This is a genomic window from Chitinophaga eiseniae (assembly GCF_012641265.1).
Taxonomy (GTDB): Bacteria; Bacteroidota; Bacteroidia; order Chitinophagales; family Chitinophagaceae; genus Chitinophaga; species Chitinophaga eiseniae_A.
The window spans coordinates 611,593-633,860 of sequence record NZ_JABAHZ010000004.1 but is presented as its reverse complement, the minus strand read 5'-3'; the positions used below and the strand labels follow the sequence as shown (position 1 = coordinate 633,860).

Annotated in this window: 18 protein-coding genes; 11 read left to right on the top strand and 7 right to left on the bottom strand. The window is 47.1% G+C overall.

From position 1 onward, the window contains the following. Positions 1 to 174: 174 nt before the first annotated feature. Positions 175 to 2,352 carry a S9 family peptidase gene (locus HGH91_RS19555; protein WP_168740469.1) on the bottom strand — a complete coding sequence of 726 codons (2,178 nt, stop codon included), beginning with the start codon at positions 2,350 to 2,352 and terminating at the stop codon, positions 175 to 177. A gap of 145 nt (positions 2,353 to 2,497) precedes the next feature. Then, positions 2,498 to 3,442 (bottom strand): hypothetical protein, encoded by a 945-nt coding sequence (locus HGH91_RS19550; protein WP_168740468.1) that lies wholly within the window; start codon positions 3,440 to 3,442, stop codon positions 2,498 to 2,500. Between the two features lie 151 nt (positions 3,443 to 3,593). On the opposite strand from HGH91_RS19550, the gene HGH91_RS19545 reads away from it, so the two are divergent. The 11 genes from HGH91_RS19545 (at position 3,594) to HGH91_RS19495 (ending at position 12,384) form a co-directional block, all read left to right on the top strand. Then, entirely contained in the window at positions 3,594 to 4,859 is a 1,266-nt protein-coding gene (locus tag HGH91_RS19545; protein ID WP_168740467.1) for a dihydroorotase, read from the top strand. Positions 4,860 to 4,868: 9 nt separating this feature from the next. Next, positions 4,869 to 5,408 carry a DUF4199 domain-containing protein gene (locus HGH91_RS19540; RefSeq protein WP_168740466.1) on the top strand — a complete coding sequence of 180 codons (540 nt, stop codon included), beginning with the start codon at positions 4,869 to 4,871 and terminating at the stop codon, positions 5,406 to 5,408. 15 nt (positions 5,409 to 5,423) lie between these two features. Further along, positions 5,424 to 6,422 (top strand): glycosyltransferase family 2 protein, encoded by a 999-nt coding sequence (locus tag HGH91_RS19535; protein ID WP_168740465.1) that lies wholly within the window; start codon positions 5,424 to 5,426, stop codon positions 6,420 to 6,422. Positions 6,423 to 6,439: 17 nt separating this feature from the next. After that, positions 6,440 to 7,573, top strand: coding sequence for a glycosyltransferase (locus HGH91_RS19530; protein WP_168740464.1), 1,134 nt, complete (start codon positions 6,440 to 6,442; stop codon positions 7,571 to 7,573). A gap of 45 nt (positions 7,574 to 7,618) precedes the next feature. Next, entirely contained in the window at positions 7,619 to 8,644 is a 1,026-nt protein-coding gene (locus HGH91_RS19525; RefSeq protein WP_168740463.1) for a dehydrogenase, read from the top strand. Positions 8,645 to 8,671: 27 nt separating this feature from the next. Next, positions 8,672 to 9,247: an SIS domain-containing protein gene (locus HGH91_RS19520; RefSeq protein WP_168740462.1), complete on the top strand. Its 576-nt coding sequence runs from the start codon at positions 8,672 to 8,674 to the stop codon at positions 9,245 to 9,247. Further along, positions 9,244 to 9,948 (top strand): nucleotidyltransferase family protein, encoded by a 705-nt coding sequence (locus HGH91_RS19515; protein WP_168740461.1) that lies wholly within the window; start codon positions 9,244 to 9,246, stop codon positions 9,946 to 9,948. The genes HGH91_RS19520 and HGH91_RS19515 overlap by 4 nt, the downstream gene beginning before the upstream one ends. 1 nt (position 9,949) lies before the next feature. Further along, on the top strand, positions 9,950 to 10,471 hold the full coding sequence (locus HGH91_RS19510; RefSeq protein ID WP_168740460.1) for a D-glycero-alpha-D-manno-heptose-1,7-bisphosphate 7-phosphatase: 522 nt from the start codon (positions 9,950 to 9,952) through the stop codon (positions 10,469 to 10,471). Between the two features lie 26 nt (positions 10,472 to 10,497). Further along, positions 10,498 to 11,475 (top strand): hypothetical protein, encoded by a 978-nt coding sequence (locus HGH91_RS19505; RefSeq protein ID WP_168740459.1) that lies wholly within the window; start codon positions 10,498 to 10,500, stop codon positions 11,473 to 11,475. A 101-nt stretch (positions 11,476 to 11,576) separates the two neighbouring features. Beyond that, the gene (locus tag HGH91_RS19500) at positions 11,577 to 11,948 is read left to right on the top strand and encodes a VOC family protein (RefSeq protein ID WP_168740458.1); all 372 of its coding nucleotides are present in this window, start codon (positions 11,577 to 11,579) and stop codon (positions 11,946 to 11,948) included. 10 nt (positions 11,949 to 11,958) lie between these two features. Next, positions 11,959 to 12,384, top strand: a complete 426-nt coding sequence (locus HGH91_RS19495) for a MarR family winged helix-turn-helix transcriptional regulator (protein WP_168740457.1) — start codon at positions 11,959 to 11,961, stop codon at positions 12,382 to 12,384. Positions 12,385 to 12,432: 48 nt separating this feature from the next. Here the strand turns inward: HGH91_RS19495 and HGH91_RS19490 are convergent, their stop codons facing one another. From HGH91_RS19490 to HGH91_RS19470, 5 genes are all read right to left on the bottom strand, one after another. After that, positions 12,433 to 14,178, bottom strand: a complete 1,746-nt coding sequence (locus HGH91_RS19490; protein WP_168740456.1) for a RagB/SusD family nutrient uptake outer membrane protein — start codon at positions 14,176 to 14,178, stop codon at positions 12,433 to 12,435. 26 nt (positions 14,179 to 14,204) lie between these two features. Further along, entirely contained in the window at positions 14,205 to 17,675 is a 3,471-nt protein-coding gene (locus tag HGH91_RS19485) for a SusC/RagA family TonB-linked outer membrane protein (protein WP_211092360.1), read from the bottom strand. Positions 17,676 to 17,839: 164 nt separating this feature from the next. Next, positions 17,840 to 18,871: a FecR family protein gene (locus tag HGH91_RS19480; protein ID WP_168740454.1), complete on the bottom strand. Its 1,032-nt coding sequence runs from the start codon at positions 18,869 to 18,871 to the stop codon at positions 17,840 to 17,842. A gap of 51 nt (positions 18,872 to 18,922) precedes the next feature. Continuing rightward, positions 18,923 to 19,510: an RNA polymerase sigma factor gene (locus HGH91_RS19475; protein ID WP_168740453.1), complete on the bottom strand. Its 588-nt coding sequence runs from the start codon at positions 19,508 to 19,510 to the stop codon at positions 18,923 to 18,925. A 214-nt stretch (positions 19,511 to 19,724) separates the two neighbouring features. After that, the gene (locus HGH91_RS19470) at positions 19,725 to 22,265 is read right to left on the bottom strand and encodes a DNA gyrase/topoisomerase IV subunit A (protein WP_247651784.1); all 2,541 of its coding nucleotides are present in this window, start codon (positions 22,263 to 22,265) and stop codon (positions 19,725 to 19,727) included. Positions 22,266 to 22,268: the final 3 nt, after the last annotated feature.

Below are 22,268 nucleotides of genomic sequence, written 5' to 3'. Positions count from 1 at the left end.
GCTTGCGTTATCAGCGCAAGCGTTTGCGTAATGCCCCTAAAACATCCTTATGCCCTACTTCTGCATCACTCAACGATTAGACGGTATAACGCATATTAAATAAAGAAGCGAAGAGGATAATGAAACACTACGATTCATTATCTTCTTCGCCTCGCTTGTATGTCTACCTGACGGCTATTTCAAATGTGCATCAAAATAGTCGGTAATCTTTTGCATCAGGTGTACCCTGTCTTTTCCCAATACATTATGTAAATGTCCCGGGTATACAAAATAATCTACCTGCACACCATTATCTACACAGGTCCTGATAAAATCGATAGAATGCTGCCACACCACTACATCGTCATTAGTGCCATGTATCAGCATCAGCTTACCCTGCAGGTTCTTTGTTTTGGTGAGCAGGTCGGCATTGGCATATCCTTCCGGGTTGTCCTGCGGTGTATCCATATAGCGTTCGGTATACATTACTTCATACATGCTCCAGTCGATAACCGGTCCTCCGGCAACACCTACCTTAAATACATCCGGATGACGCAACATCAGCGACGTGGTCATAAAACCGCCAAAGCTCCAGCCATGGACACCCATTTTATCTGTATTGATAAATGGCAATGATTTCAGGTAGGCCACGCCCTGCAACTGGTCATTCATCTCTACGGTACCCAACTGGCGGAAAGTAGCCTGTTCAAAGGCTTTTCCGCGGTTGTCACTTCCCCGGCCATCCATCGTAAAAATCACATAACCGTGTTGCGCCATGTATTCATACCAGAGATTACCACTGTAAGGATAGGTATTACGGATCAACTGTACATTGGGACCATTATACAGGTATACTATAACAGGATATTTCTTTGTCGCATCAAAATTTACCGGCAATATCAGTTTACCGTATAAAGGCGTACCATCGTCCGCTTTCAGCGTTACCTGCCTGATTTCCGGACGTTGAAAATCTTTCAGCGGATCCTGGGCAACCAGCACATTTTGTGACCACTTGCCGGAAGTTGTCGCTACCCGGGCCGCATACGGTGTGGTACCGGAACTGTAAGCATCTACCAGGTAACTACCGTCACTGCTCACCTGCGCATCATGCCAACCGGCAGCGGTGTCTAAACGTATATTATCAGACCGGTTTACGCCATATTTCGTGGCGTAAATATGTTTTTCCATCGGACTCCCTTTCGCCGCCGTATAAATTACTTCATTGCGTTTGGCATTGATACCCACCAACTCATTTACTACCCAATTGCCAGCAGTGATCGCCTTACGATCTCCACTGGTATTACAGAGATATAAATGCTCATAGCCACTGGCATCACTCCACCAGATAAACTGATCATTCTTACCCGGTATAAAAGTTAAAGGGTGTGTAGGATGTACATATTTAGGATCTGTTTCCTCGAACACTGTCTTTACCAGGTCGCCGGTGGCGGCATTGTATTGATTTAACCACAGGTGATGCTGTTCCCGGTTTAGCAGCGCCACAAAGATAGACTGCTGATCAGGCGCCCAGGTTACGCACGTAAGGTAATGATCTGCCGGTCCTCCTGTTTTCAGGAATACTGTTTTTTTCTTAGCCGGCTGATATACACCTAAAGTAACTTCGTGAGAGGGGCCTCCAGCCATCGGATATTTAATATTATTGGCTTTGGCGGGAGTTACCGACCAGTCGATGATCGGATAATCCTTCACCATACGCTGATCCATGCGGTAAAATGCCAGCAGGTCGCCTTGAGGAGAGAAGAAAATGCCTTTATCGATACCGAATTCCTCCCGGTGTACACTTTTCCCATTTACAATATTCACATCTGTATCGCTGGTTACTGCCTGTACGGCGCCGGCGGCGGTACGGATATATAAATTATTCTTCTCCGTCCAGGCTACCTGGCCAGTTTGATTGTTGACCGTGATATTTTCAGCAGCAGCCGGCAATGTGCACCACTGGCTAAAATGCATGGTGTTGTTTTCCAGTTGTCCTTTATACAAATCATTGTTCATGGAAAACCAGGCGCTGTTGTCAGACAGCCAATGCAACACCGGCATACCGCGCAATTCGCTGGAGGCAAACAGTTGCTGGTTCAGCGAAGACAAAGTCAGTAAAGTATCTGCTTTTAGTTCAGTCCTGTTGGCATCAGGCGTGTACTTTACCCAGGCATAGCTGCCATTTGCTTGTACTACACGGGTATAGGCATTTTGATTCGGAATCCATTCAAACTGTTTTAACCGTTCCGGTGCCAGTTGTTGGCGAAGTCCATTGGTGGCTTCTGCCATCGTATACTGACGTTGCTGGGCCTTTGCTCCCGGAGTTCCACTCCACATCCATCCGGCTAAAATCAATAGGAAAGCTTTTTTCATGGTGGCTTTTTTAGGGAAACAAAAGTAAGGAATTAGGTCACGCAAAGAGGCTAAGGAGCAAAGCAGCAAAGAAATTTTACCGATATCCTTGGTATTTCTTTGCTGCTTTGCTCCTTAGCCTCTTTGCGTGCCTTTTGTTTTCCGCTTAATGTGCCAGGTGCCGCTTTACCCATTCTTTTTCTTCGGGTAGCAGGTAATCGGCTCTTTTTTCTGTTATCCAGGAAAAAGTTTTGCGGATATCTGATTTTGCGGTGCGGAAGCGGAACAGGAATTCCATCCCCAGCATCAGGTCTGTAAACCCGTTTTTCACAGTTTCTATGGTCATCCGGGCATTGCTGCGCCTTTTGGATAAAAGTTCGGTAATACGGGTGGTAACAGCCTGGATGGCATTCTCATCTGCATATTTATAGATAGCTTCCATGGCTTCGAATTTCAGTTGACCGCGGAGCAGGCAACGCATATAAAACATGGCCTCCTTCTCCTTTTCGATGTCTGCCAGGGTAGCAAATGCCAGGCTTTTTACGTCCTGTCGCTGGTATTCCAGTAGTCTGCGAAGGATAGGTACACTCTTTTGCGTACCTATTTTGTGTAGCAGCAAGGTAATATAATAGACATCATATTCATTGCTGGTGCGCTTCAGCAGGTTGTGCGCCCAATCTTCCACTACCGGGTTATGGGTACCCCGCAAGGCCAGCAAGGCGGAGCGGCGTACATTATTATTGAGTGATAAGGTATTATTAAATAATGGCTCCAGGTTAATATATCCCGGGATGGCCGGTCCACGCTCCAGGTCTTGCTGAATCGCCGTAATCATATCGGCATCCTGTTCCAGCTTCAGACGGTCCAGCAGGAAGCGGATTACTTCCGGATCGCTGGTATTCCGGGAAAGCTGGGTGATAATGAAATAGGCGGCGCGGCGTTTTTCTTTGCCAGGTTCTTGTTCAATAAATTGATACAGCTGGGGAATATAGGCATGATTCGCCAATTGCTCGGCCTCGCGGAGGGCCTGCCAGCTGATTGTCTGGCCATTATGCAATTCTTCCGAGCGGTCGCATATCCGGGCTATGAGGTTAGAAAGATAATCAGTCATCACTTGTTATTTTGATCTGCTACCCCTGCATTTTCAATTATCATACCAACCTGCATATCTATCCGAAAACTACGGGCAACGGGCTTCATCAATTAATAGTTTTATGTTACATTTGCCCCTGTATTTTCGGACCGGTTATAGAACGTAACGCATGCACATACTACTCAAGAACGTAAAGATTATCGCGCCTTCCTCCCCCCTTCACGGGCAGCAAAAAGATATTTCTATTCAGAACGGTATCATTCAACAGGTAGCAGATCACCTGGAAGATGCCCGGGCAACAGTTATTTCAGGGAACAACCTGCATGTATCTGCCGGCTGGATGGATGTTTTCTCGCATTTCTGTGATCCGGGACAGGAGCATAAGGAGGACCTGCAAAGTGGTATCAGGGCCGCTGCTACCGGTGGTTTTACTACCGTCATGGTGATACCCAACACGCAACCCGCTTTGCATACCAAACCGCAAATCGAATATGTACTGAGCAAGTCACGCCATTCGGCAGCTACCGTTCTGCCAATTGGCGCCATTACCAAAAACCTGGAAGGCACTGGGCTAGCAGAAATGTACGAAATGCAACAGGCAGGCGCCGTAGCCTTTTCGGATGGCATTAAACCGGTACAGTCGCCGGGACTGATGCTCAAAGCCCTCCAATATGTGAAAGCCTTCAATGGCACCGTGATACAACTGCCGGATGATCAGAGTATTTCCTCACATGGACTCATGCACGAAGGCATTTACTCCACGCAACTCGGCATGCCCGGCAAACCAGCCCTGGCAGAGGAACTGCTGATACAGCGCGATATCGAACTGGCTAAATATACCGATTCCCGGATCCACTTCACCGGCGTTAGCACCCGCCAGTCGATAGAACTGATTGCTGCCGCCAAAGCAGCAGGTATCAAGGTAACTTGCTCCGTAACGCCTTATCACCTGTCGCTCACAGATGCTCAACTGATTAATTATGATACCCATCTGAAAGTAAATCCGCCACTGCGCACCGCAGATGACGTGAAAGCGTTGCAGGAAGCAGTGTTACATGGTACGGTGGACTGTATCGCTACCCATCACCTGCCGCAGGACTGGGATGCGAAACAGGTAGAATTTGAATATGCGAAAAATGGTATGATCGGGCTGGAAAGCGCATTTGGCGTATTAAGACAATACCTGCCACAACTGCCGCTGGAACAGCTGATTACTATGTTGACCATCCATCCCCGCAATATATTCGGGTTACCACAACCTGCCCTGCAGGAAGGCGCCACCGCCAATCTTACTATCTTTGATCCGGAAGCCGGCTGGCAATTCACTGCCGACCATATTGCTTCCAGGTCCAAAAATTCAGCGTATATTGGCGAACAGCTGAAAGGTAAAGTACATGCCACGGTGAATGGACCCGTTTTTCATATAAATAACTAACGTGCGCATATGCAAAAAAATTCGAATCCCGGCCTGAAATGGGGATTGCTTGTAGGTGTGATAATGATTGCCTGGAATTTGGTAGCCTGGAAAGCCGGATATGAATACCTGTTTTCACTGAAGCTGAAATTTATACAATTTATTGTATGGGCGGTGTTGGGAATGCTCGCAGGAATAGCCAGGAGAAAGGAGTTGGGCGGATACATCGGTTTTAAAGAGGCGATTAAGCCCATTTTTACCACATTTATTCTCAGCTCGCTGTTAGTGGCAATATACAACTACGTTGTATTTAACTATATGGCCACACCAGCATTCCTGGAAATATCCAAACAACACCTGATGAAAGATACAGAATGGTTATTGCACGCATTTAAAGCGCCACAGGAGGAGATTGACAAACAACTGAATGATCTGAAAAACGCTGATTACCGGGTAACCATGGCTTCTTCCTTCATCGAATACCTGAGAAACCTGATCAAATTTTTCATTGTATCAGTGGTGTTGTCACTGATTGTCCGGAAAAAAGCACCAGTAGGCGCCAAACTATAATACTATTCTATAAAGATGAACATATCCGTAATCGTTCCTTTAAAAAACGAAGAAGAATCATTACCTGAACTGACCGCATGGATTGAGAAGGTAATGGACGCCCATCATTTTACCTACGAGGTATGGATGATAGACGATGGCAGCACCGACGACTCCTGGAGCGTTATCCAGCAACTGGCGGCGCAAAATCCATGTATCAAGGGGATTAAATTTCAGCGTAACTATGGCAAATCTGCTGCCCTCAATGAAGGCTTCAGCGCCGCACAGGGTGATGTTGTAATTACCATGGATGCCGACCTGCAGGATAGCCCGGATGAAATACCTGAATTATACCGCATGATCATGGAAGACGGGTATGACCTGGTGAGCGGATGGAAAAAGAAACGTTACGACAATACCTTTACCAAAAATATTCCTTCCAAGTTATACAACTATACCACCACCCGTATGAGTGGGGTAAAGCTGCATGACATGAACTGCGGCCTTAAATCCTACCGCAAAAAGGTGGTGAAATCTATCGAAGTATACGGTGAAATGCACCGCTATATCCCGGTAATAGCCAAATGGAACGGATTCCGGAAAATCGGAGAAAAAGTGGTAGAACACCGTGCCCGCAAGTACGGCGTCACCAAATTCGGGCTGGAACGCTTTATCAATGGCTTCCTCGACCTGGCCACCATCATGTTTATCGGCAAATTCGGCAAACGGCCCATGCACCTCTTCGGCGCCCTGGGTTCCCTCTGCTTTTTTGTGGGTTTTGTGGTAGCGGCTTACCTGGCGCTCGCCAAAATCTTTTTCGATAAAGTAAACATGACAGACCGGCCCCTTTTCTACTTCGGGTTGCTCTGCATGATTATTGGTTCTCAACTGTTCCTTACAGGATTTATTGGAGAACTGGTAACCCGCAACGCCACCGAGCGCAATGCCTACCTGGTGGAAGAACGGATGGATCACACCCAGCCGGTTACAGATTACGATCTGCAAGTGTCAAACCTGGCGGAGAGACGCCTCTAATCCTGTAATTTGTAGCTATGTCCAACAAAAAGAAAATACTTATTTTAGGTACAGCCTACCCTTTCCGGGGTGGGCTGGCTGCTTATAACGAGCGGCTGGCAGAAGAACTGCAACAAACGGATGAGGTGGAAATCTGGACGTTTACCGTTCAGTATCCCAAACTCTTCTTCCCGGGAAAAAGCCAGTTTTCCACTGATCCTGCGCCCTCACACCTGCGGATTAAACGGCTCATTAATTCCGTTAACCCGCTCAACTGGTTGATCGTAGGCCGCAAAATCCGGAAAATGAACCCGGATATTATTATCTCCAAATACTGGTTGCCTATTATGGGGCCAGCGCTTGGCTCCCTGTTGAGACTAGGGAAAAGAAAAAATACGAAAGTCATCGCTGTACTTGATAACGTGGTACCACACGAGAAACGTCCGGGCGACGTGGCTTTTACCAAGTATTTTTTGAAACCGGTAGATGCTTTCATCGCCATGAGTCAGTCGGTACTCAACGACTTACGGGTATTTGAACCTTCCAAAAAAGCCTCGCTCATCCCCCATCCTATTTACGATAATTACGGCGCCCTGATCAGTAAGGAAGCTGCCAGAGCGCAGCTGAAGCTGCAACCCGGCAAACGCTATATCCTGTTTTTTGGATTTATACGTCAATATAAAGGGCTAGACCTGCTGCTGCAGGCCATGGCAGACGAGCGGCTCAAAAAACTGGATGTACATGCTATTATCGCAGGGGAATATTACGAAGATGCCGCTCCTTACCTGGAATTGCTCCAAAAGTTACAACTGGGCGACCGGGTACTGATGCATACCGACTTTATTCCCAATGAAGCAGTGAAAAACTATTTCTGTGCCGCCGACCTGGTGGTACAGCCTTATAAAAGCGCCACCCAAAGCGGAATTTCGCAGATTGCCTATCACTTCGAAAAACCCATGGTAGTGACCAATGTAGGGGGACTCGTAGAAATGGTACCAGACGGTGTTGTAGGGTTCCAGGCAGCACCCGACCCCGCCGCTATCGCCGCCGCTATCGAAAAATATTTTGTAGATAACCGCGAAGCAGACATGGTGGCCGCTCTTCAGAAAGAAAAGCTGCAATATTCCTGGGCAAGGCTGGCCAAAGAAATCCATATTTTAGCAGCAAGCTGAATGGCCGGCCGTGCACTTTGCACAACAAACATTTAAACAACGACAATGATATACAGAAGTAAAGCACCATTACGTATAGGCCTGGCCGGTGGCGGTACAGATGTAAGCCCCTACTCGGATTTATACGGTGGCGCCATCCTGAATGCCACGATCTCTTTATATGCCCGCGCATCCATAGAACCACTCAGCAATGGGAAGGTTGTCTTTGATTGCGCCGACAGAAGGGAAACAGCTACCTACGATGCCGTATATCCTTTACCGTTAGATGGCAAACTGGATATCCTGAAAGGGGTGATTAACCGGGTACAGAAAGACTATGGATCGCTGCCTGCCACGGGGTTTAAGTTGACCACCTTTGTAGATGCCCCTGCCGGATCAGGACTCGGTACCTCTTCCACCCTGGTAGTAACCGCGCTGGGCGCATTTGCCGAATGGCTGAAACTCCCGCTGGGAGAATATGATATGGCTCACCTGGCCTATTCTATTGAGCGCGAGGATTTACAACAGGCCGGTGGTAAACAGGATCAATACGCCGCCACTTTCGGGGGTGTTAACTTCATGGAGTTTTACAAAGGCGACAAAGTAATTGTAAACCCGCTGCGTATCAAAGAAGTCAACCTGCATGAACTGGAAAATAACCTGGTATTGTTCTATACTTCTACCAGCCGCCTATCTTCCTCTATCATATCGGAACAACAGAAAAACGTTACTGAAAAGAAAGATACTTCCATCGAAGCCATGCACCACCTGAAAGAACAGGCCGTGATGATGAAAGAAGCATTGCTGCGTGGTACTATCGATAAAATAGGTGAAATCCTGGACTACGGGTTTGAGTATAAGAAGAAGATGGCTCATGGTATCACCAATCCGCAACTGGATGAAATTTACGATGCAGCCCGCAAAGCAGGCGCCAGCGGCGGCAAGATTTCAGGTGCCGGCGGAGGAGGATTTATGATCTTCTATTGCCCCAAAAACACCCGCTTTGCGGTGGTAGACGCCCTGAGCAGTTTTGGCGGCGATGTAAAACGTTATACCTTTACGAATAACGGTATTCAAACGTGGAGTATTTAACGTTACAACAATTCAAAAATCTGCCTGATGATAAAAGTTATTGATAAGATCCGGGAAAGCATTGCAGTGAAAGAAGCCATCTGCCAGGATGAGCGGTTGCTTAATACCATCAAACTGGTAGCAGATACCATCACACACAGCCTGCAAACCGATCATAAAGTGCTCTTCTGTGGTAATGGTGGCAGCGCTGCAGATGCACAACACCTGGCAGCTGAATTTTCCGGGCGCTTTTATAAAGACCGTCAGCCTTTGTATGCAGAAGCATTGCACTGCAATAGTTCCTATATGACGGCAGTGGGTAACGACTATGGATACGACCAGGTGTATGCCCGCATTCTCCGGGGAATAGGCCGTCCGGGCGACGTGCTCATAGGCATTTCTACTTCGGGCAATTCCGCTAATATTCTCGAAGCGATTAAAGTGGCTAAGGAACAGGGAATGCTCGTAGTGAGCATGACCGGTAGCACCGGCGGAAAAATGAAGGAAAACAGCGATTACCTGATCAATATTCCTTCTACCGACACACCCCGCATCCAGGAAGCACATATCACCGTAGGACATATCATTTGCGAAATAGTGGAAACCAACCTGTTTGGAGAATGACCAAGGAATGTATTGTCCTCGCCGGGGGCTTAGGTACCCGCCTGCGTAGCGTAGTAGCCGACAAACCCAAGTGCATGGCTCCCCTCGGAGCACATCCCTTTTTATATTACCTGTTGCAATACCTGCACCGTCAGGGTATTACCCATGCGGTATTATCCCTGGGATACCTGTCGGAGCAAGTGATTGACTGGTGTAATAGCATGGAGTTACCGCTTCGTGTATCCTTTACCGTAGAGCCGGAGCCCCTGGGTACCGGTGGAGGCATCGTACACGCCCTGCCTGCCGTTACCGGCGAGGAAGTATTCATTGTAAACGGGGATACTTACTTCGACGTAAACCTGCCTGCGTTGTACCAGTTTCACCAGGCACAACAGGCGCCTCTTTCGCTGGCGCTGAAGCCTATGCAGCAATTTGACCGCTATGGCAGCATCGAGTTGGATGCACAGCAAAAGATCACCGCTTTCCACGAAAAACAATATTGTGAAAACGGGTTGATCAATGGAGGTATTTACCTTACCAGCATACATTTCCTAAAAAGCCTGGCCTTACCGGAAAAATTTTCCTTTGAGAAAGAAGTGCTGGAACCAGGTGTGGCTGCGGGACAATTGTACGGTTTTGTCAGCGATACCTATTTCATCGACATTGGTATTCCGGAAGATTATGAAGCGGCGAAAAAATACCTGGTAACTGCTAAACACTGATATGACTTTATTCCTCGACAGAGACGGCGTGGTAAATGATGAAATCAGGGATGGATACGTATTGCGCCCTGACATGTTCCATTTCAGTGCGGGCGTATTAACGGCCATGCCTATACTTGCTAAACACTTCAGCCGTATTATCCTGGTCACCAATCAACGTTGTATTGGCCGGGGACTATTGACAATAGCCGGTTTGCAGGATATTCACGCCCGGATGCTGCAGGAAATTGAAGCGCACCAGGGCAGGATTGATAAAATCTATTTCTGCCCGGATGTGGATAGTAATAGTCCTTGTCGTAAGCCAGCTACAGGTATGGGTTTGCAGGCAAAACAGGATTTCCCGGATATCGACTTTAACCAGGCGGTGATGGTAGGCAATACCCTTAGTGATATGCAGTTTGGGAAAAGCCTGGGCATGAAAACTGTTTTCATTCCTTCTACCCGTCCGGAAATACCTTTTCCGCATCCGCTCATCGACCAGCGATACGAAAACCTGTTGCAGTTTGCACAGTCTGTACAATAATTCCCTTTCTGAACCGTATAATAGATATGGCAAAAAAACCACTCCTGTCAATTATCCTGCTCCTTACCGGCTTACTCACCTATGCACAGCAACCAGATGCTGCTGGCTTAAAACAGCTGAAGCGCGACCAGGATACCCTGCAGGCACTAAGCCAGGAAATCTTTAGCGGCAAAGGCGATGATGGCCGGGCCAGGGCCACAGATGAGTTTATTCCCCTCCTGGTGCGGACATTGAAAACAAAATATTCTTTCCGTTTCCGGTTCGATTCGCTGAAAACAGTATCCATTCAGTATCCGCAGGATAGTACCTTCCGGGTCTTTACCTGGGCACTTGAGCACGAAAATGGCTTCTACAGGCATTTTGGCGCCATCCAGATGAATACGCCTGATGGAACGCTCAAACTGTTTCCATTATTTGATGCCTCCGACTTTATGACCAATACCGACACCATTACCAACAACAAGTCCTGGTACGGCTGCCTGTATTACAATATCATTCACCGTCACTATTTCAACCAGGAGTTTTATACGCTCTTTGGCTGGGATGCCAATAACCCACGTAGCCAGAAGAAAATAATTGAAATACTGACCTTTAAAAACGGGGTACCGGTATTCGGCGGCCCCTACTTCAGCTTTGCAGAAGATAGCGTCCCTAAGCCGGTCAGAAATCGTTTTATCATAGAATATAAAAAGGAAAGCACTGCCACGCTGAATTACAATAAAGAGCTGGATATGATCGTATTTGATCACCTGATATCCGAAACCAATGAACCCGGGAAGAAATATACCTACGTATCCGATATGGACTATGAAGGTTTTAAATGGGCGGCTGGCAAGTGGATGCATGTCGATAAAATCTTCCATGATGCCATTCCACTGGGAAAAGGTGCTCCTACCCCCCTGCCACTGGACCAGAAAAAGAAAAGCATGACCCAGCCTAAAAGTGCGGAAGATTATCTCGAACAGCCAACTCCGAAGAAACCGGCCCCGAAAAAGAAACAATAGGCCGTACATCTATCTCTCAAAAAAAATAATTTATAAAAGAACAGTCATTCGTTTATATTTGCATTTAAAAGAGCGAACATTCATTTATTATCTGTTTAAACATGCAATTAAATCACCTCAATCTCAGCGTGCAGGATGTGCCGGCAACACGCGCTTTATTCGAAACCTACTTCGACTTTACCTGTACGGACCCTAAGCCCAACGATGCTCTTTCTGTTTTGAAAGGCCCCGACAACTTTGTGCTGGTGCTGATGCACCAACGTTTTAACGAGAAAGGGAATCATACTTACCCGGATGCCTTTCACATAGGATTTTACCTGGACAGCCAGGCGGCTGTGAACCAGATGCATGAACGCCTGTTACAGGGCGGCATCCCGGCAACACAAGCGCCACAGTTCATGCGCAAAACCTATGGTTTCTATTTTTCATTTGATACATTTTTGATAGAGGTCACTACACCTGTCAACGATTAAAAGCACTTTTATGCAACCCGACATTGCCCACAAACTTCCCATTGGCTGGTACCTGAAAGAAGCCGACAGCCTGATCACCGCCTTCACCAATGCTGCTTTTGAAACACACGGCATTAACCGGTTTCACTGGCAGGTATTGAAAAGCATCGACAAGCACGGAAAAATCAGCAAGCAACTATACTATCACCTGGTCGACAAATTCCTGACCGTTGAAGCACTCGATGAGGTGATGGCTGCACTGGTGGCCCGGGAATGGCTGCAACCCGCCGAAGACCTGTATATGTTTACAGAAAAAGGGAAAACCGCTTACGCGGAGATAGCAGCCTTACAGGAAGAAAACAGGAAAAAAGTACTGGAAGGAACTACGGTAGAAGAATACCTGGCTACTATCCGTTTCCTGGAAACGATGATCACCAACATGGGGGGTAAAATTTAAAAACGAATCAAGGCCGGAAGCAAATGCTCCCGGCCTTGATCATCATTGTTATAGTCCGTCATTCCAATTGGGATTCTGTGTCAGATTCCTGTTCAGCGTACGTTCCTGTATAGGTATAGGATACAGGTAATCACGTGTTTCGCTGAAGGTTTTACTGATATTCCGGTTTACAACAATGGAGCCTCCGGAAGTACCATTTTCCAGGTCTATTTCTGATCCCAGTTTCAGGTAAGCTGGTCCTTTCGGTCCTGTTGGTTTGGTTCCTTCATAAATCACGATATCCACTTTGCCGTCATTATCCAGGTCAAATGAACCGGTACCAGGGAAATACATGCCTTTAAACTGTTTGGTAAGCATAGCCCCTTCTTTCCAGCGACAGATATCATTCCAGCGGAAATTTTCCATTAGCAGTTCTATACGGCGCTCACGGCGGATCTCCAGGAGAACGCCGCTGATATTTTTATTGCTGTAACGGGCAGCCTCATAGGGATCGGGATTGGCGTTAGCTGCCGCCATATCCAGGCCTGGCATACCTACCCGGTTGCGCACTAACCTGATGGTCTGATCAAGATCAGCCTGGGTTAATTGCCCCAGCTCTGCTTTCGCTTCAGCGTAGTTGAGTAATACTTCTGCATAGCGAAACACCGGCATGTCGTTATCGTTTTTCACATAAGAATCCTGTGATTCATCGGTCACATATTTGATCACCTGGTAACCTGTAACGGCAGCACCAAAATCCGGCACCAGCTTATTCGTATTACCAATACGGGTATAGCCTGGCGTGCGGATGGTTTGTGCCAACCGTGGATCGCGGCCCTGGCACTCCTGGAAAAACTGCATTTTATCATACCCTGGCTGATCCGTAAAACGGGCGCCATCCTTCATCAGGTAACTGTTTACCAAACTCTTCTCCAGCCCTGGTTGCCCGTAGGAAGCGGTAATCGTATAGTAGTTGGCGTTATGATACAGTTGCAACCCTGCGCTATATTTCCGGCTCAGAATAATTTCATCCGGATTGGCATTCTTGGTGGCAAACAAATCGCGGTAAGCCACATTCGGGCTGCTGGTAAAAATGCGATACTGTCCGCCGGCCATTAGCTGGGCAGCAGCATCCGCAGCAGCTTGCAGGAATTTATTCTCATCCGGCAAATTGAATTCTTTATGATACTTGCGGAAAGTGCCTTCAAACAAACCAATACGTGCTTTCAATGCCAGGGCAGTCCACTTGGTCACCAGCTCATTACTCTTAACACCATCCAATGATACAATTGCTGAATCAATATCTGCCATTACAGAATCCATCACCAGCTTACGCGGGTCCCGGGCTTTCTGCAGCAACGCCCGGTCATTTACATCCAACGGAGTAGTGTACCAGGGCACATCTCCAAACTTTTTAACCATCTCAAAATAAAACCAGGCGCGGAAAAACTTAGCGGCGCCTACATACTTGCGGGTGGTCGCATAAGGCAACACCTTATTGCAATTGACCAGGAAATAATTGATTTTCCTTAACTCTGTCCAGGTCCATCCCCCACCGGTTACCGGCACCTGGCGCTTGCCCGTGAGAAATTCAGAAGTGCTGGATTTTACTACATTGTCCATATCCTCGTTGTAGATACCTTCTGCATCCGGCACCATGCTATACATGGAGTTGATATACAACCGCAAATCCTTTTCTGTTTTAAAGAAGTTATCGGGAGAAATTTTCGCCAGCGGGTCTCTGTCCATGAATTTATTACAGGAGCCGATCATCAAGCCCAGCAAGCATATAATAAGTAAGTTGATTTGTTTCATCGTCATTTCTTTTTCGTTGATAAACATTAAAAACTGATATCCAGACCGGCAGAAAACGTTTTGCTGAAAGGATATACACGGCCATTCACGTCTGTTTTTACCAGGTTAGGATCGGTTGTCAGCTGCTCCGGATCCAGGTACCTGCTTTTCAGCTTGGTGAAAGTGAGCAGGTTTTCTCCACTCAGGTAAATGCGGCAACGGGTAAGCTTAATGCGCTTCAGCAAAGTCTCCGGCAGGGAATAACCTACTATCACGCTTTTCAAACGGATATAAGCCAGGTCCTGCATATATCTATCGTTGTTTTCTTTTAATGATCCGTTATCATTCAGGGCGATATATCCTCTCAACCGCGGGAAATAGCTGTTTGGATTTTCAGGGCTCCACAGTTTATCCGCAAAATCCGTCGGGATAAAAGACATATAAGGACGGGAGAAGGGGCCCCAGAACTTATCTGCGTTGGCGCCGGGATACCAGCTCTGATGGCCAACGCCCTGGAAGAAGAAACTGAAATCAATACCGTTCCAGTCTGCTCCACCCCGGATACCGAATGTATAACGAGGCAGCGAATTACCTACTATTTTCTGGTCGCCATGATCTTCCAGTGTATTCTTTCCCTTGTTGATAATACCATCGCCATTGAGGTCCATAAACTTGAGGTCACCTGCGCGGAGTTTCCCCCATTCGCCGGGAGCAGAGAAAATGTTATTACCGACCTGCGTCTGGTCTACTTTCCAGTCGGCTGCTTCTTTGTCTGACTGGAAGTATCCGGCGATGCTGTAGCCCCAGATATCCCCTAAACGCTGACCGGTATAGTAATCGCTCAGAATTTTATTGGGGTTATCAAAGCGGGTAATTTCTGCTTTAAAGTCTGCCACGTTAAATCCAACATTATAAGTAAACGCTTTACCGGCTACCTTTAGCGAATTACGCCAGTCCACGTTCACTTCCCAACCTTTGGATCTCAGGTCGGCCGCATTTTCCCGGGGTTCTGAAGCGCCAAAAACACCGGGCAAAGTCATCCCTTTGGTCAGCATGTCTTTAGTATTGCGTACATACCAGTCGAACGTTACATTCAACCTGTTGCGCAGGTAGCTCATATCCACCCCGAAGTTGGTAGAGTTTACTTTTTCCCAGGTAAGGCTGGGAGAAATAGGCGTAGGAAGGCTTACATACTGCGTACGTTTGCCTTCGGTGATATAGCTTAAAGTACCCATTCCCATGATCGGGATATAGGGATAGTTGTTGTTACGCACGTCCTGGTTGCCCAACGCACCATAAGATGCCCGCCATTTGATATCGTTGATCACGTTCTTTACCGGCGCAAAAAAAGCTTCCTCGCTCATACGCCATCCGGCAGATACCGAAGGGAAGAAACCAAAGCGACGGTTGGAAGGGAAGCGGGAAGAGCCGTCATAGCGACCGTTAAATTCCACCAGGTACTTATCGGCGTAACTATAGGCCGCACGACCGAAAGTACCGAGCAACGCCAGTTCCTGCCTGTCGCTGTTCACGGTAGCATCGCCGGTACCGAGCGCTACTTCGTTCAAATCTTCTGATAACACATCTTTCCGTTGCGAATACAACATACGATACCGCTGTAATTCACCATTCACCCCAGCAGTAAGACTAAGGGAATGCTTGCCAAAACGTTTGTTATAATTACCATACAGGTTTACCACCTGGTTGGTCCAGTTATCGTCTTGTTGCCACAGATCATCATTATTTACATAACTGATTATGCCCGGGAAGATTGACCAGGGAGAGGCTGTTTGCCGGTGATAGCTGTTGCCGTTAATTACTGTCAGTGAGTAGTTCGCATTAATATTAAAGTCGGGCGTAATTTTAAAAACGGCTCCAATGGTATTAATCAGTTCCGTTTGTTTGGTAGCACCCTTACTTTTACCATGCAGCAGATCGGCGTATATACCATCTCCGATGGTGTAGTTATTCAGCTCTGTACGATAGGTAGCAGTACCATCGGGATTTACGGGTACATATGACGGTAACGCATGCACGCTTACAGAAACAAAGTTTCCGTTAACCGAACTGCCCGGATAGGTATAGTCGTTGGCATTAAACTGGGTGTTGCTGGTTAATGTCAACCAGGGCTTTACTTCTGCCTCCAGTTTCGCGCGGAAGTTATAAGAATTATATACGTCCTGTGAAATACGCATCATCCCTTTCTTCTGATATACCCTGCCTGATACCAGGTAGTTGATTTTATCGGATCCACCGCTTACGTTCAGACTATGCTCCAGTGATGGCAGCTCATCGCGGAACATCGTATGCCACCAGTCGGTATTTCCGTAGTATATGTACATATCTTTACCCTTGCGGTTCTGTATAACAACAGAAGGTAAGGTAGGATCTGTTTTTCTTTTCAAAAGTTCGGCATAGTCTTCATCGGTATAACCGGTGTAGGTTTTACCCAGGGTAATTTTAAATGCTTCATCATTCAGCATAGCAGCATCATAGCCACTGGTAACAAAATTGGTGCTGGTAGTAGGCGTAGCCCAACCGTAGTTAGTGCCGTAGTTGATCTGCATCTTGCCGGACTTTCCTTTCCTGGTGGTCACTAATATTACACCGAAGGCGCCACGGGCGCCGTATATGGCAGCAGAGGAGGCATCCTTTAATACCGATACCGATTCAATATCCCGGGGGTTTACGGTATTGATGTTAGCAGGAATACCATCGATGAGTACCAGCGGGGCGCCACCAGAGATGGAGGTAAAGCCGCGTATATTCAGGGAGGCGCTGCCACCGGGACGGCCGTCGCCAAAATTAATGTTCAGGTTGGGAATAGCACCCTGCAGGGCTTGTCCGAGGTTAGCGATAGGGCGGCTTTCGATGGCGCTGGCATCGATCTGGCTCACAGCGCCGGTAAGGTTTACTTTCTTTTGGGTGCCGTAACCTACCACCACCAGCTCATTGATGCGGGCATTGCTACTTTTCAGGGCGATGGTCAGAAAGCTATTGTTGGAAACAACCACTTCCTTTGTTTCATAGCCCACATACGATATCACCAGCACATCGCCTGGCTTTACAGCAGCCAGCGTAAAGCCACCTTCCGTGTTGGTAACGTTACCGCGTTTGGTGCCTTTTAACGACACCGTTACACCCGGCAACGGTGTCTTACTGCCTTCGTCTATCACCTTTCCATGCAGGCCAAACTCCTGTTCATCTTTATGATAAATTACCAGCAGGTCATTCACCTCGCGGTACGCCAACGTGGTAGGCGCCAGCAGGGAGTCCAGCAGCGCGTCTGCCGGGCGTACCCTTGTATCCAGCGAATCCATGTAGTAATTGTCGGCCTCTTTTGCATCGTAGATCAGGCGCAGGTGCGTTTGACGCGCAATCTGCTGTAAGATACGGTTAAGGTTAGTGCCGGTTACTTTAAGAGACACATTCTTTTTGAGAGATTGCCCCTCCAGGCTTTTGGCCCACAAAGACAAGCTTGCCACGGCCAGGCAGGTTGTCAGTAAACTTAGGCGCATAAGATAACGGATTGTAGAATTGCTTGCTACATTTTTCATAAATTTGAACAGTTTTTATGTTGAATTAAAAACACGCTGCCTCATCCGGTAATTAGCGTTACGGAAGGATTAGTCAGCAAAACAAGTGACCGGTTATGTTAGCGCATAGCCGGTTTTTTTATTAATTAATAGATGAAAAATTCATTGTTCTTCTTTTTGTAAGACAAACGATGTACGAGGCATATAGCGTCCAATACTTCAGTGATAGTATGACTCCTGGTAAAGTTGCCCGAAACGCGGCATTGCTGCGTGGCAGGTGAGCCCAGCCGGATGCGGACCTGGTAGCGGTTTTCTAATGCTTCTACCACTTCTTTCATGGTATGCTGTTGAAATTCCAGCACACCATCATACCAGGAAGTGATGCTATTTGCGGGCTGGGAAAAGGTGCGTATACTATTATGAACGGTATTAATTTCAATGCCCTGCTCCGGCCTCAGCTGCCGGGTACTGTCTGTTACGGATAAGCCAGTGGCCACCTGTACCTTCCCGGTTTTCACTATTACTTTGATAGATCTAACGTTATCGGATATACGAATATTAAAAGAGGTACCTAATACGGTCGTCGTGGTTTTTGCGGCATGCACAATAAACGGATGGGCGGCCAGCTGCTTTACCTGGAAAAAGGCCTCTCCGCGTTCCATATATATTTCCCGGGCTGCACGATCAAATGGAATGGTGTAATACAGGCTGCTGGCACGGTTTAGCAGCACGATAGAACTGTCGGGCAGCGTCACTCTCCGTACAGCATCGGTAGCCACTACCCTCACCCGGTAAATGGTAACCGGCGCCGGCGTACTCACTGCTGTTACCGGAGGCCTGGTACGGGTGAACGTACGCCCCCAGTAAAATAAAGCTCCCACGCCGACAGCTACCACCAGTACTGCTGCTATGCGCTGCAGCCAGGATAGTAACCGCCGCTCCTTTATTTCCGGGTACGCTGCTGCGGCTGCGGGCTCCCCGGCGGCCAGGGTATACCCATTCTGAATTCTCAGATGCTGGAGCATATCCACACGGATTTCCGATAACTCATCGGCAGTCAGTTCCACCGGGTTATCCTCCGTAGCGGCCAGCCAGGCCTCAATCATCGCCTGATCTACTGCACTGGCCTCTCCTTTCAGGTAACGCTCAACAATATTTTTAAATTCAGATGTACTCATGCTATAGTGAAGCATCTTAAACCCGAAGGTAGTACCATTTCAATATGTTAACTAAATGTTAAGGAAATAAAAAACACAGGGAAAGAGCACCGGGATAACGGTCGCTTCTTTTAAATGCTGACGCAGTCGCAGTAAGGCTTTGGAAAGCTGGTTTTTCACGGTTTGTTCAGATAGAGATAATTCCTCCGCTATGATGGCAACGGGTTTATGTTGGTGCCGGCTCAGGAGATAGATTTCCTTCATTTTAGCTGGTAAATGATCAATGGCGATGGTCAACGCATGCTGCAGTTCCTTCTCATTCAACATATCAATAGTAGCCGCTTCTACTGGCATCAACGCCATTTCCTCGCAACCTGATGTTTTCTTTGACTGCGCTATTTTCCGCAGTAACTCATACCGGACTGCAGTGAAAAGATAGGTTCGCAGAGAAGCTGTTAACTGCAGTGTATTTCTTCGCTTCCATAAATTGATAAATACATCCTGCACAGCATCTTTCGATTCGTCCTTATTTTTCAGCCGCTTATAGGCAAAAAGAAAAAGCGGTTGCCAATACCTGTTATACAATACCTCATAAGCGGCGCCATTATCAGCGGAGATCAATTGTAACAATTCAGTTTCGGCTAAGTTCTCGTATTTCATCCCAACAATAAAAATATGGACAGGTGCAAATTAAACATCCATATTAAGATACTGTTTTATTTAATTGTTAAGGGAAAAAAAACGGGAAAAACCGAAAGCGCAAAGCATAAAGCAGAAAGCTATTGTAGCGAATGAACAAAGCGAGTATTAGTCAATATCCGCTGATATCATTCGCTACAATAGCTTTCTGCTTTATGCTTTGCGCTTTCGGCTCTTAAAATAATTCCCCTTGTCCTCCGCTTGCCGGGCCTTCTTCATTAGGATCCGGATCTTCGTCTTCCGACAGCAATTCAGCACTGATCAGGTCATCGCCGGCAATCCTTGTCCCTACTGCTTTCCAGCCGGTTACTTCCACGAACTCGGACAGGTCTATTTCTTCCTCTTCCGGGCTGCGTTTCTTACCTGTTTTCAGCAATACAACCGGTTGGGAATGGGTCGTCACCATCTCCAGGTAATTAGAAGCGCCCTCCTTAATGAACAGAAATTTGTTGTTCAATGTCTGCGTTTCAATACGGAAACGTTTTACATTGAACTGTTTCTTATCAGCATCAAAATAGATGGCGGTGACTGTTTTCTCCGGGTTGAATTTTTCAATATACACGACATCATTCGACTCATAGCGATTCGTAAGGTCGTAATTGGTCAACTCATAGGTACCATTCTTAAATGCCACAAATATTTTGTCGTCACCTTCAAAGGCGCCTATATATACCCCGCGTTCTTCCGTATTTAAACGGCCGGTTTCGGTATCATACCAGATCTTCTGCCCTGCGAGTGTTGATACGCCTTTTTCCTTAAACTTCACCCCCCGGATAGGATATTTGGTCACTACATTTCCCATTGAGCTCCGTCCTTTGATAGCAATCTGCTCAAAGAAAAGGTCAAATTCCTTGTTACGGGCGCTACAGTTTGGACTCAGCTTGATCGTCACCACTTCTGCTTCCCCATTTGGATTGGCAGAGAAATAATGCACCTTGGAGTTTTTCTCTCCTTTATGTGCCAGCTCGTACTCCTTATCGCGGGTAACACCGGTTACGTTAAAGCGCTTGGCATAACTTACGCCCGTTTTACCTTCCACATAGATCATGTTGTAGGTAGTACGTTCGTCATTCTTGCGGAAGATATCTACGTGAATAATATCCTTACCCACAAATGTTTTATCAGCTACTTTAGTTACCAGCATCTTGCCATCACGGCGGAATACGATGATATTATCCAGGTCGGAGCAATCGGCTACAAACTCGTCTTTCTTCAGGGACGTACCGATAAATCCATCTGCCCGGTTCACATATATCTTCGTATTGGCAATGGCCACCTGCGCCACCTGGATGGTATCGAAGGTTTTAATGAGTGTTTTACGCTCCCGGCCTTTACCATATTTCTTCAGCAGGTTGTCATAATAAGCCACCGTATAGTCAACCAGGTTAGCTAAATGATGCTTCACCTCTTTAATATCTGCCTCAATACCCTTGATCTGCTCATTAAGCTCGTTAATATCCAGGCGATAGATACGGCGTACAGGTTTCTCCGTTAACTTCACAATATCCTCACGGGTAATTTCGCGTTTCAATTGCTTCTTGTATGGGTTAAATCCTTTATCAATGGCTGTCAGTACGGCTTCCCAGTCCTTATGCTTTTGCTCCAGTTCCTTGTAGATCCCTTTTTCAAAGAAGATCTTCTCCAGCGATGTATAATGCCATTTTTCCTGCAGCTCCGCCAGTTTGATTTCCAGTTCCTGCTTCAGCAGGTCTTTGGTATAATCAACAGAAGCCCTTAACAAGTCGGACGCTGTGATGAACTGCGGCTTGTCGTTGACAATTACGCAGGCGTTGGGAGAAATGGAAATTTCACAATCCGTAAAAGCGTAGAGCGCATCGATGGTAATATCCGGAGAAATACCAGGCGCCAGCTGCACTTCAATTTCGACATCGGCAGCGGTATTATCCACTACCTTTTTGATCTTGATTTTACCGCTGTCGTTTGCCTTGACGATAGACTCCATCAGCTGGGTGGTGGTGATACCATGCGGTACATCCTTTACCAGCAGCGTCTTTTTATCCTTTTCTTCAATGTGCGCACGTACCCTTACTTTTCCGCCACGTTTACCATCGTTGTAGTTGGCGATATCTATCATACCACCAGTGGTAAAATCGGGAAACAGCTCAAACTTCCGGCCTCTCAGGTACTTCACAGCAGCTTCTATCAGCTCGCAGAAGTTATGCGGTAATATTTTGGTAGACAACCCTACGGCGATACCTTCTGCTCCCTGTGCCAGCAGCAGCGGGAACTTCATCGGTAATGCCAATGGCTCATTTTTACGGCCATCGTAGCTCAGCTGCCAGGAAGTGGTTTTAGCATTAAAAGCTACGTCCAGGGCAAACTTCGACAGGCGGGCCTCGATATACCTGGCGGCAGCAGCGTCATCACCGGTTCTTACGTCCCCCCAGTTACCCTGGGTTTCGATGAGCAGGTCTTTCTGACCCAGGTTTACAATAGCATCACTGATAGAAGCATCCCCGTGCGGGTGATACTGCATCGTTTGCCCGATGACGTTGGCCACTTTATTAAAACGGCCATCATCCATTTCTTTCATGGCATGCAGGATACGACGCTGTACAGGCTTCAACCCATCTTCCACGCTGGGCACGGCCCGCTCCAGGATTACATAGGAAGCGTAATCCAGGAACCAGCTCTCATACATGCCTCCCACGTGGATGACATTGTGCAGAGATTCGTCTGATGTTTTATTTTCCATATC

What these genes read in the sequence shown, in the direction of transcription:
- HGH91_RS19555 (WP_168740469.1), bottom strand. Translation starts at nt 2,352, where the DNA reads ATGAAAAAAGCTTTCCTATTGATTTTAGCCGGATGGATGTGGAGTGGA.
- HGH91_RS19550 (WP_168740468.1), bottom strand. Translation starts at nt 3,442, where the DNA reads ATGACTGATTATCTTTCTAACCTCATAGCCCGGATATGCGACCGCTCG.
- HGH91_RS19545 (WP_168740467.1), top strand. Translation starts at nt 3,594, where the DNA reads ATGCACATACTACTCAAGAACGTAAAGATTATCGCGCCTTCCTCCCCC.
- HGH91_RS19540 (WP_168740466.1), top strand. Translation starts at nt 4,869, where the DNA reads ATGCAAAAAAATTCGAATCCCGGCCTGAAATGGGGATTGCTTGTAGGT.
- HGH91_RS19535 (WP_168740465.1), top strand. Translation starts at nt 5,424, where the DNA reads ATGAACATATCCGTAATCGTTCCTTTAAAAAACGAAGAAGAATCATTA.
- HGH91_RS19530 (WP_168740464.1), top strand. Translation starts at nt 6,440, where the DNA reads ATGTCCAACAAAAAGAAAATACTTATTTTAGGTACAGCCTACCCTTTC.
- HGH91_RS19525 (WP_168740463.1), top strand. Translation starts at nt 7,619, where the DNA reads ATGATATACAGAAGTAAAGCACCATTACGTATAGGCCTGGCCGGTGGC.
- HGH91_RS19520 (WP_168740462.1), top strand. Translation starts at nt 8,672, where the DNA reads ATGATAAAAGTTATTGATAAGATCCGGGAAAGCATTGCAGTGAAAGAA.
- HGH91_RS19515 (WP_168740461.1), top strand. Translation starts at nt 9,244, where the DNA reads ATGACCAAGGAATGTATTGTCCTCGCCGGGGGCTTAGGTACCCGCCTG.
- HGH91_RS19510 (WP_168740460.1), top strand. Translation starts at nt 9,950, where the DNA reads ATGACTTTATTCCTCGACAGAGACGGCGTGGTAAATGATGAAATCAGG.
- HGH91_RS19505 (WP_168740459.1), top strand. Translation starts at nt 10,498, where the DNA reads ATGGCAAAAAAACCACTCCTGTCAATTATCCTGCTCCTTACCGGCTTA.
- HGH91_RS19500 (WP_168740458.1), top strand. Translation starts at nt 11,577, where the DNA reads ATGCAATTAAATCACCTCAATCTCAGCGTGCAGGATGTGCCGGCAACA.
- HGH91_RS19495 (WP_168740457.1), top strand. Translation starts at nt 11,959, where the DNA reads ATGCAACCCGACATTGCCCACAAACTTCCCATTGGCTGGTACCTGAAA.
- HGH91_RS19490 (WP_168740456.1), bottom strand. Translation starts at nt 14,178, where the DNA reads ATGAAACAAATCAACTTACTTATTATATGCTTGCTGGGCTTGATGATC.
- HGH91_RS19485 (WP_211092360.1), bottom strand. Translation starts at nt 17,675, where the DNA reads ATGCGCCTAAGTTTACTGACAACCTGCCTGGCCGTGGCAAGCTTGTCT.
- HGH91_RS19480 (WP_168740454.1), bottom strand. Translation starts at nt 18,871, where the DNA reads ATGAGTACATCTGAATTTAAAAATATTGTTGAGCGTTACCTGAAAGGA.
- HGH91_RS19475 (WP_168740453.1), bottom strand. Translation starts at nt 19,510, where the DNA reads ATGAAATACGAGAACTTAGCCGAAACTGAATTGTTACAATTGATCTCC.
- HGH91_RS19470 (WP_247651784.1), bottom strand. Translation starts at nt 22,265, where the DNA reads ATGGAAAATAAAACATCAGACGAATCTCTGCACAATGTCATCCACGTG.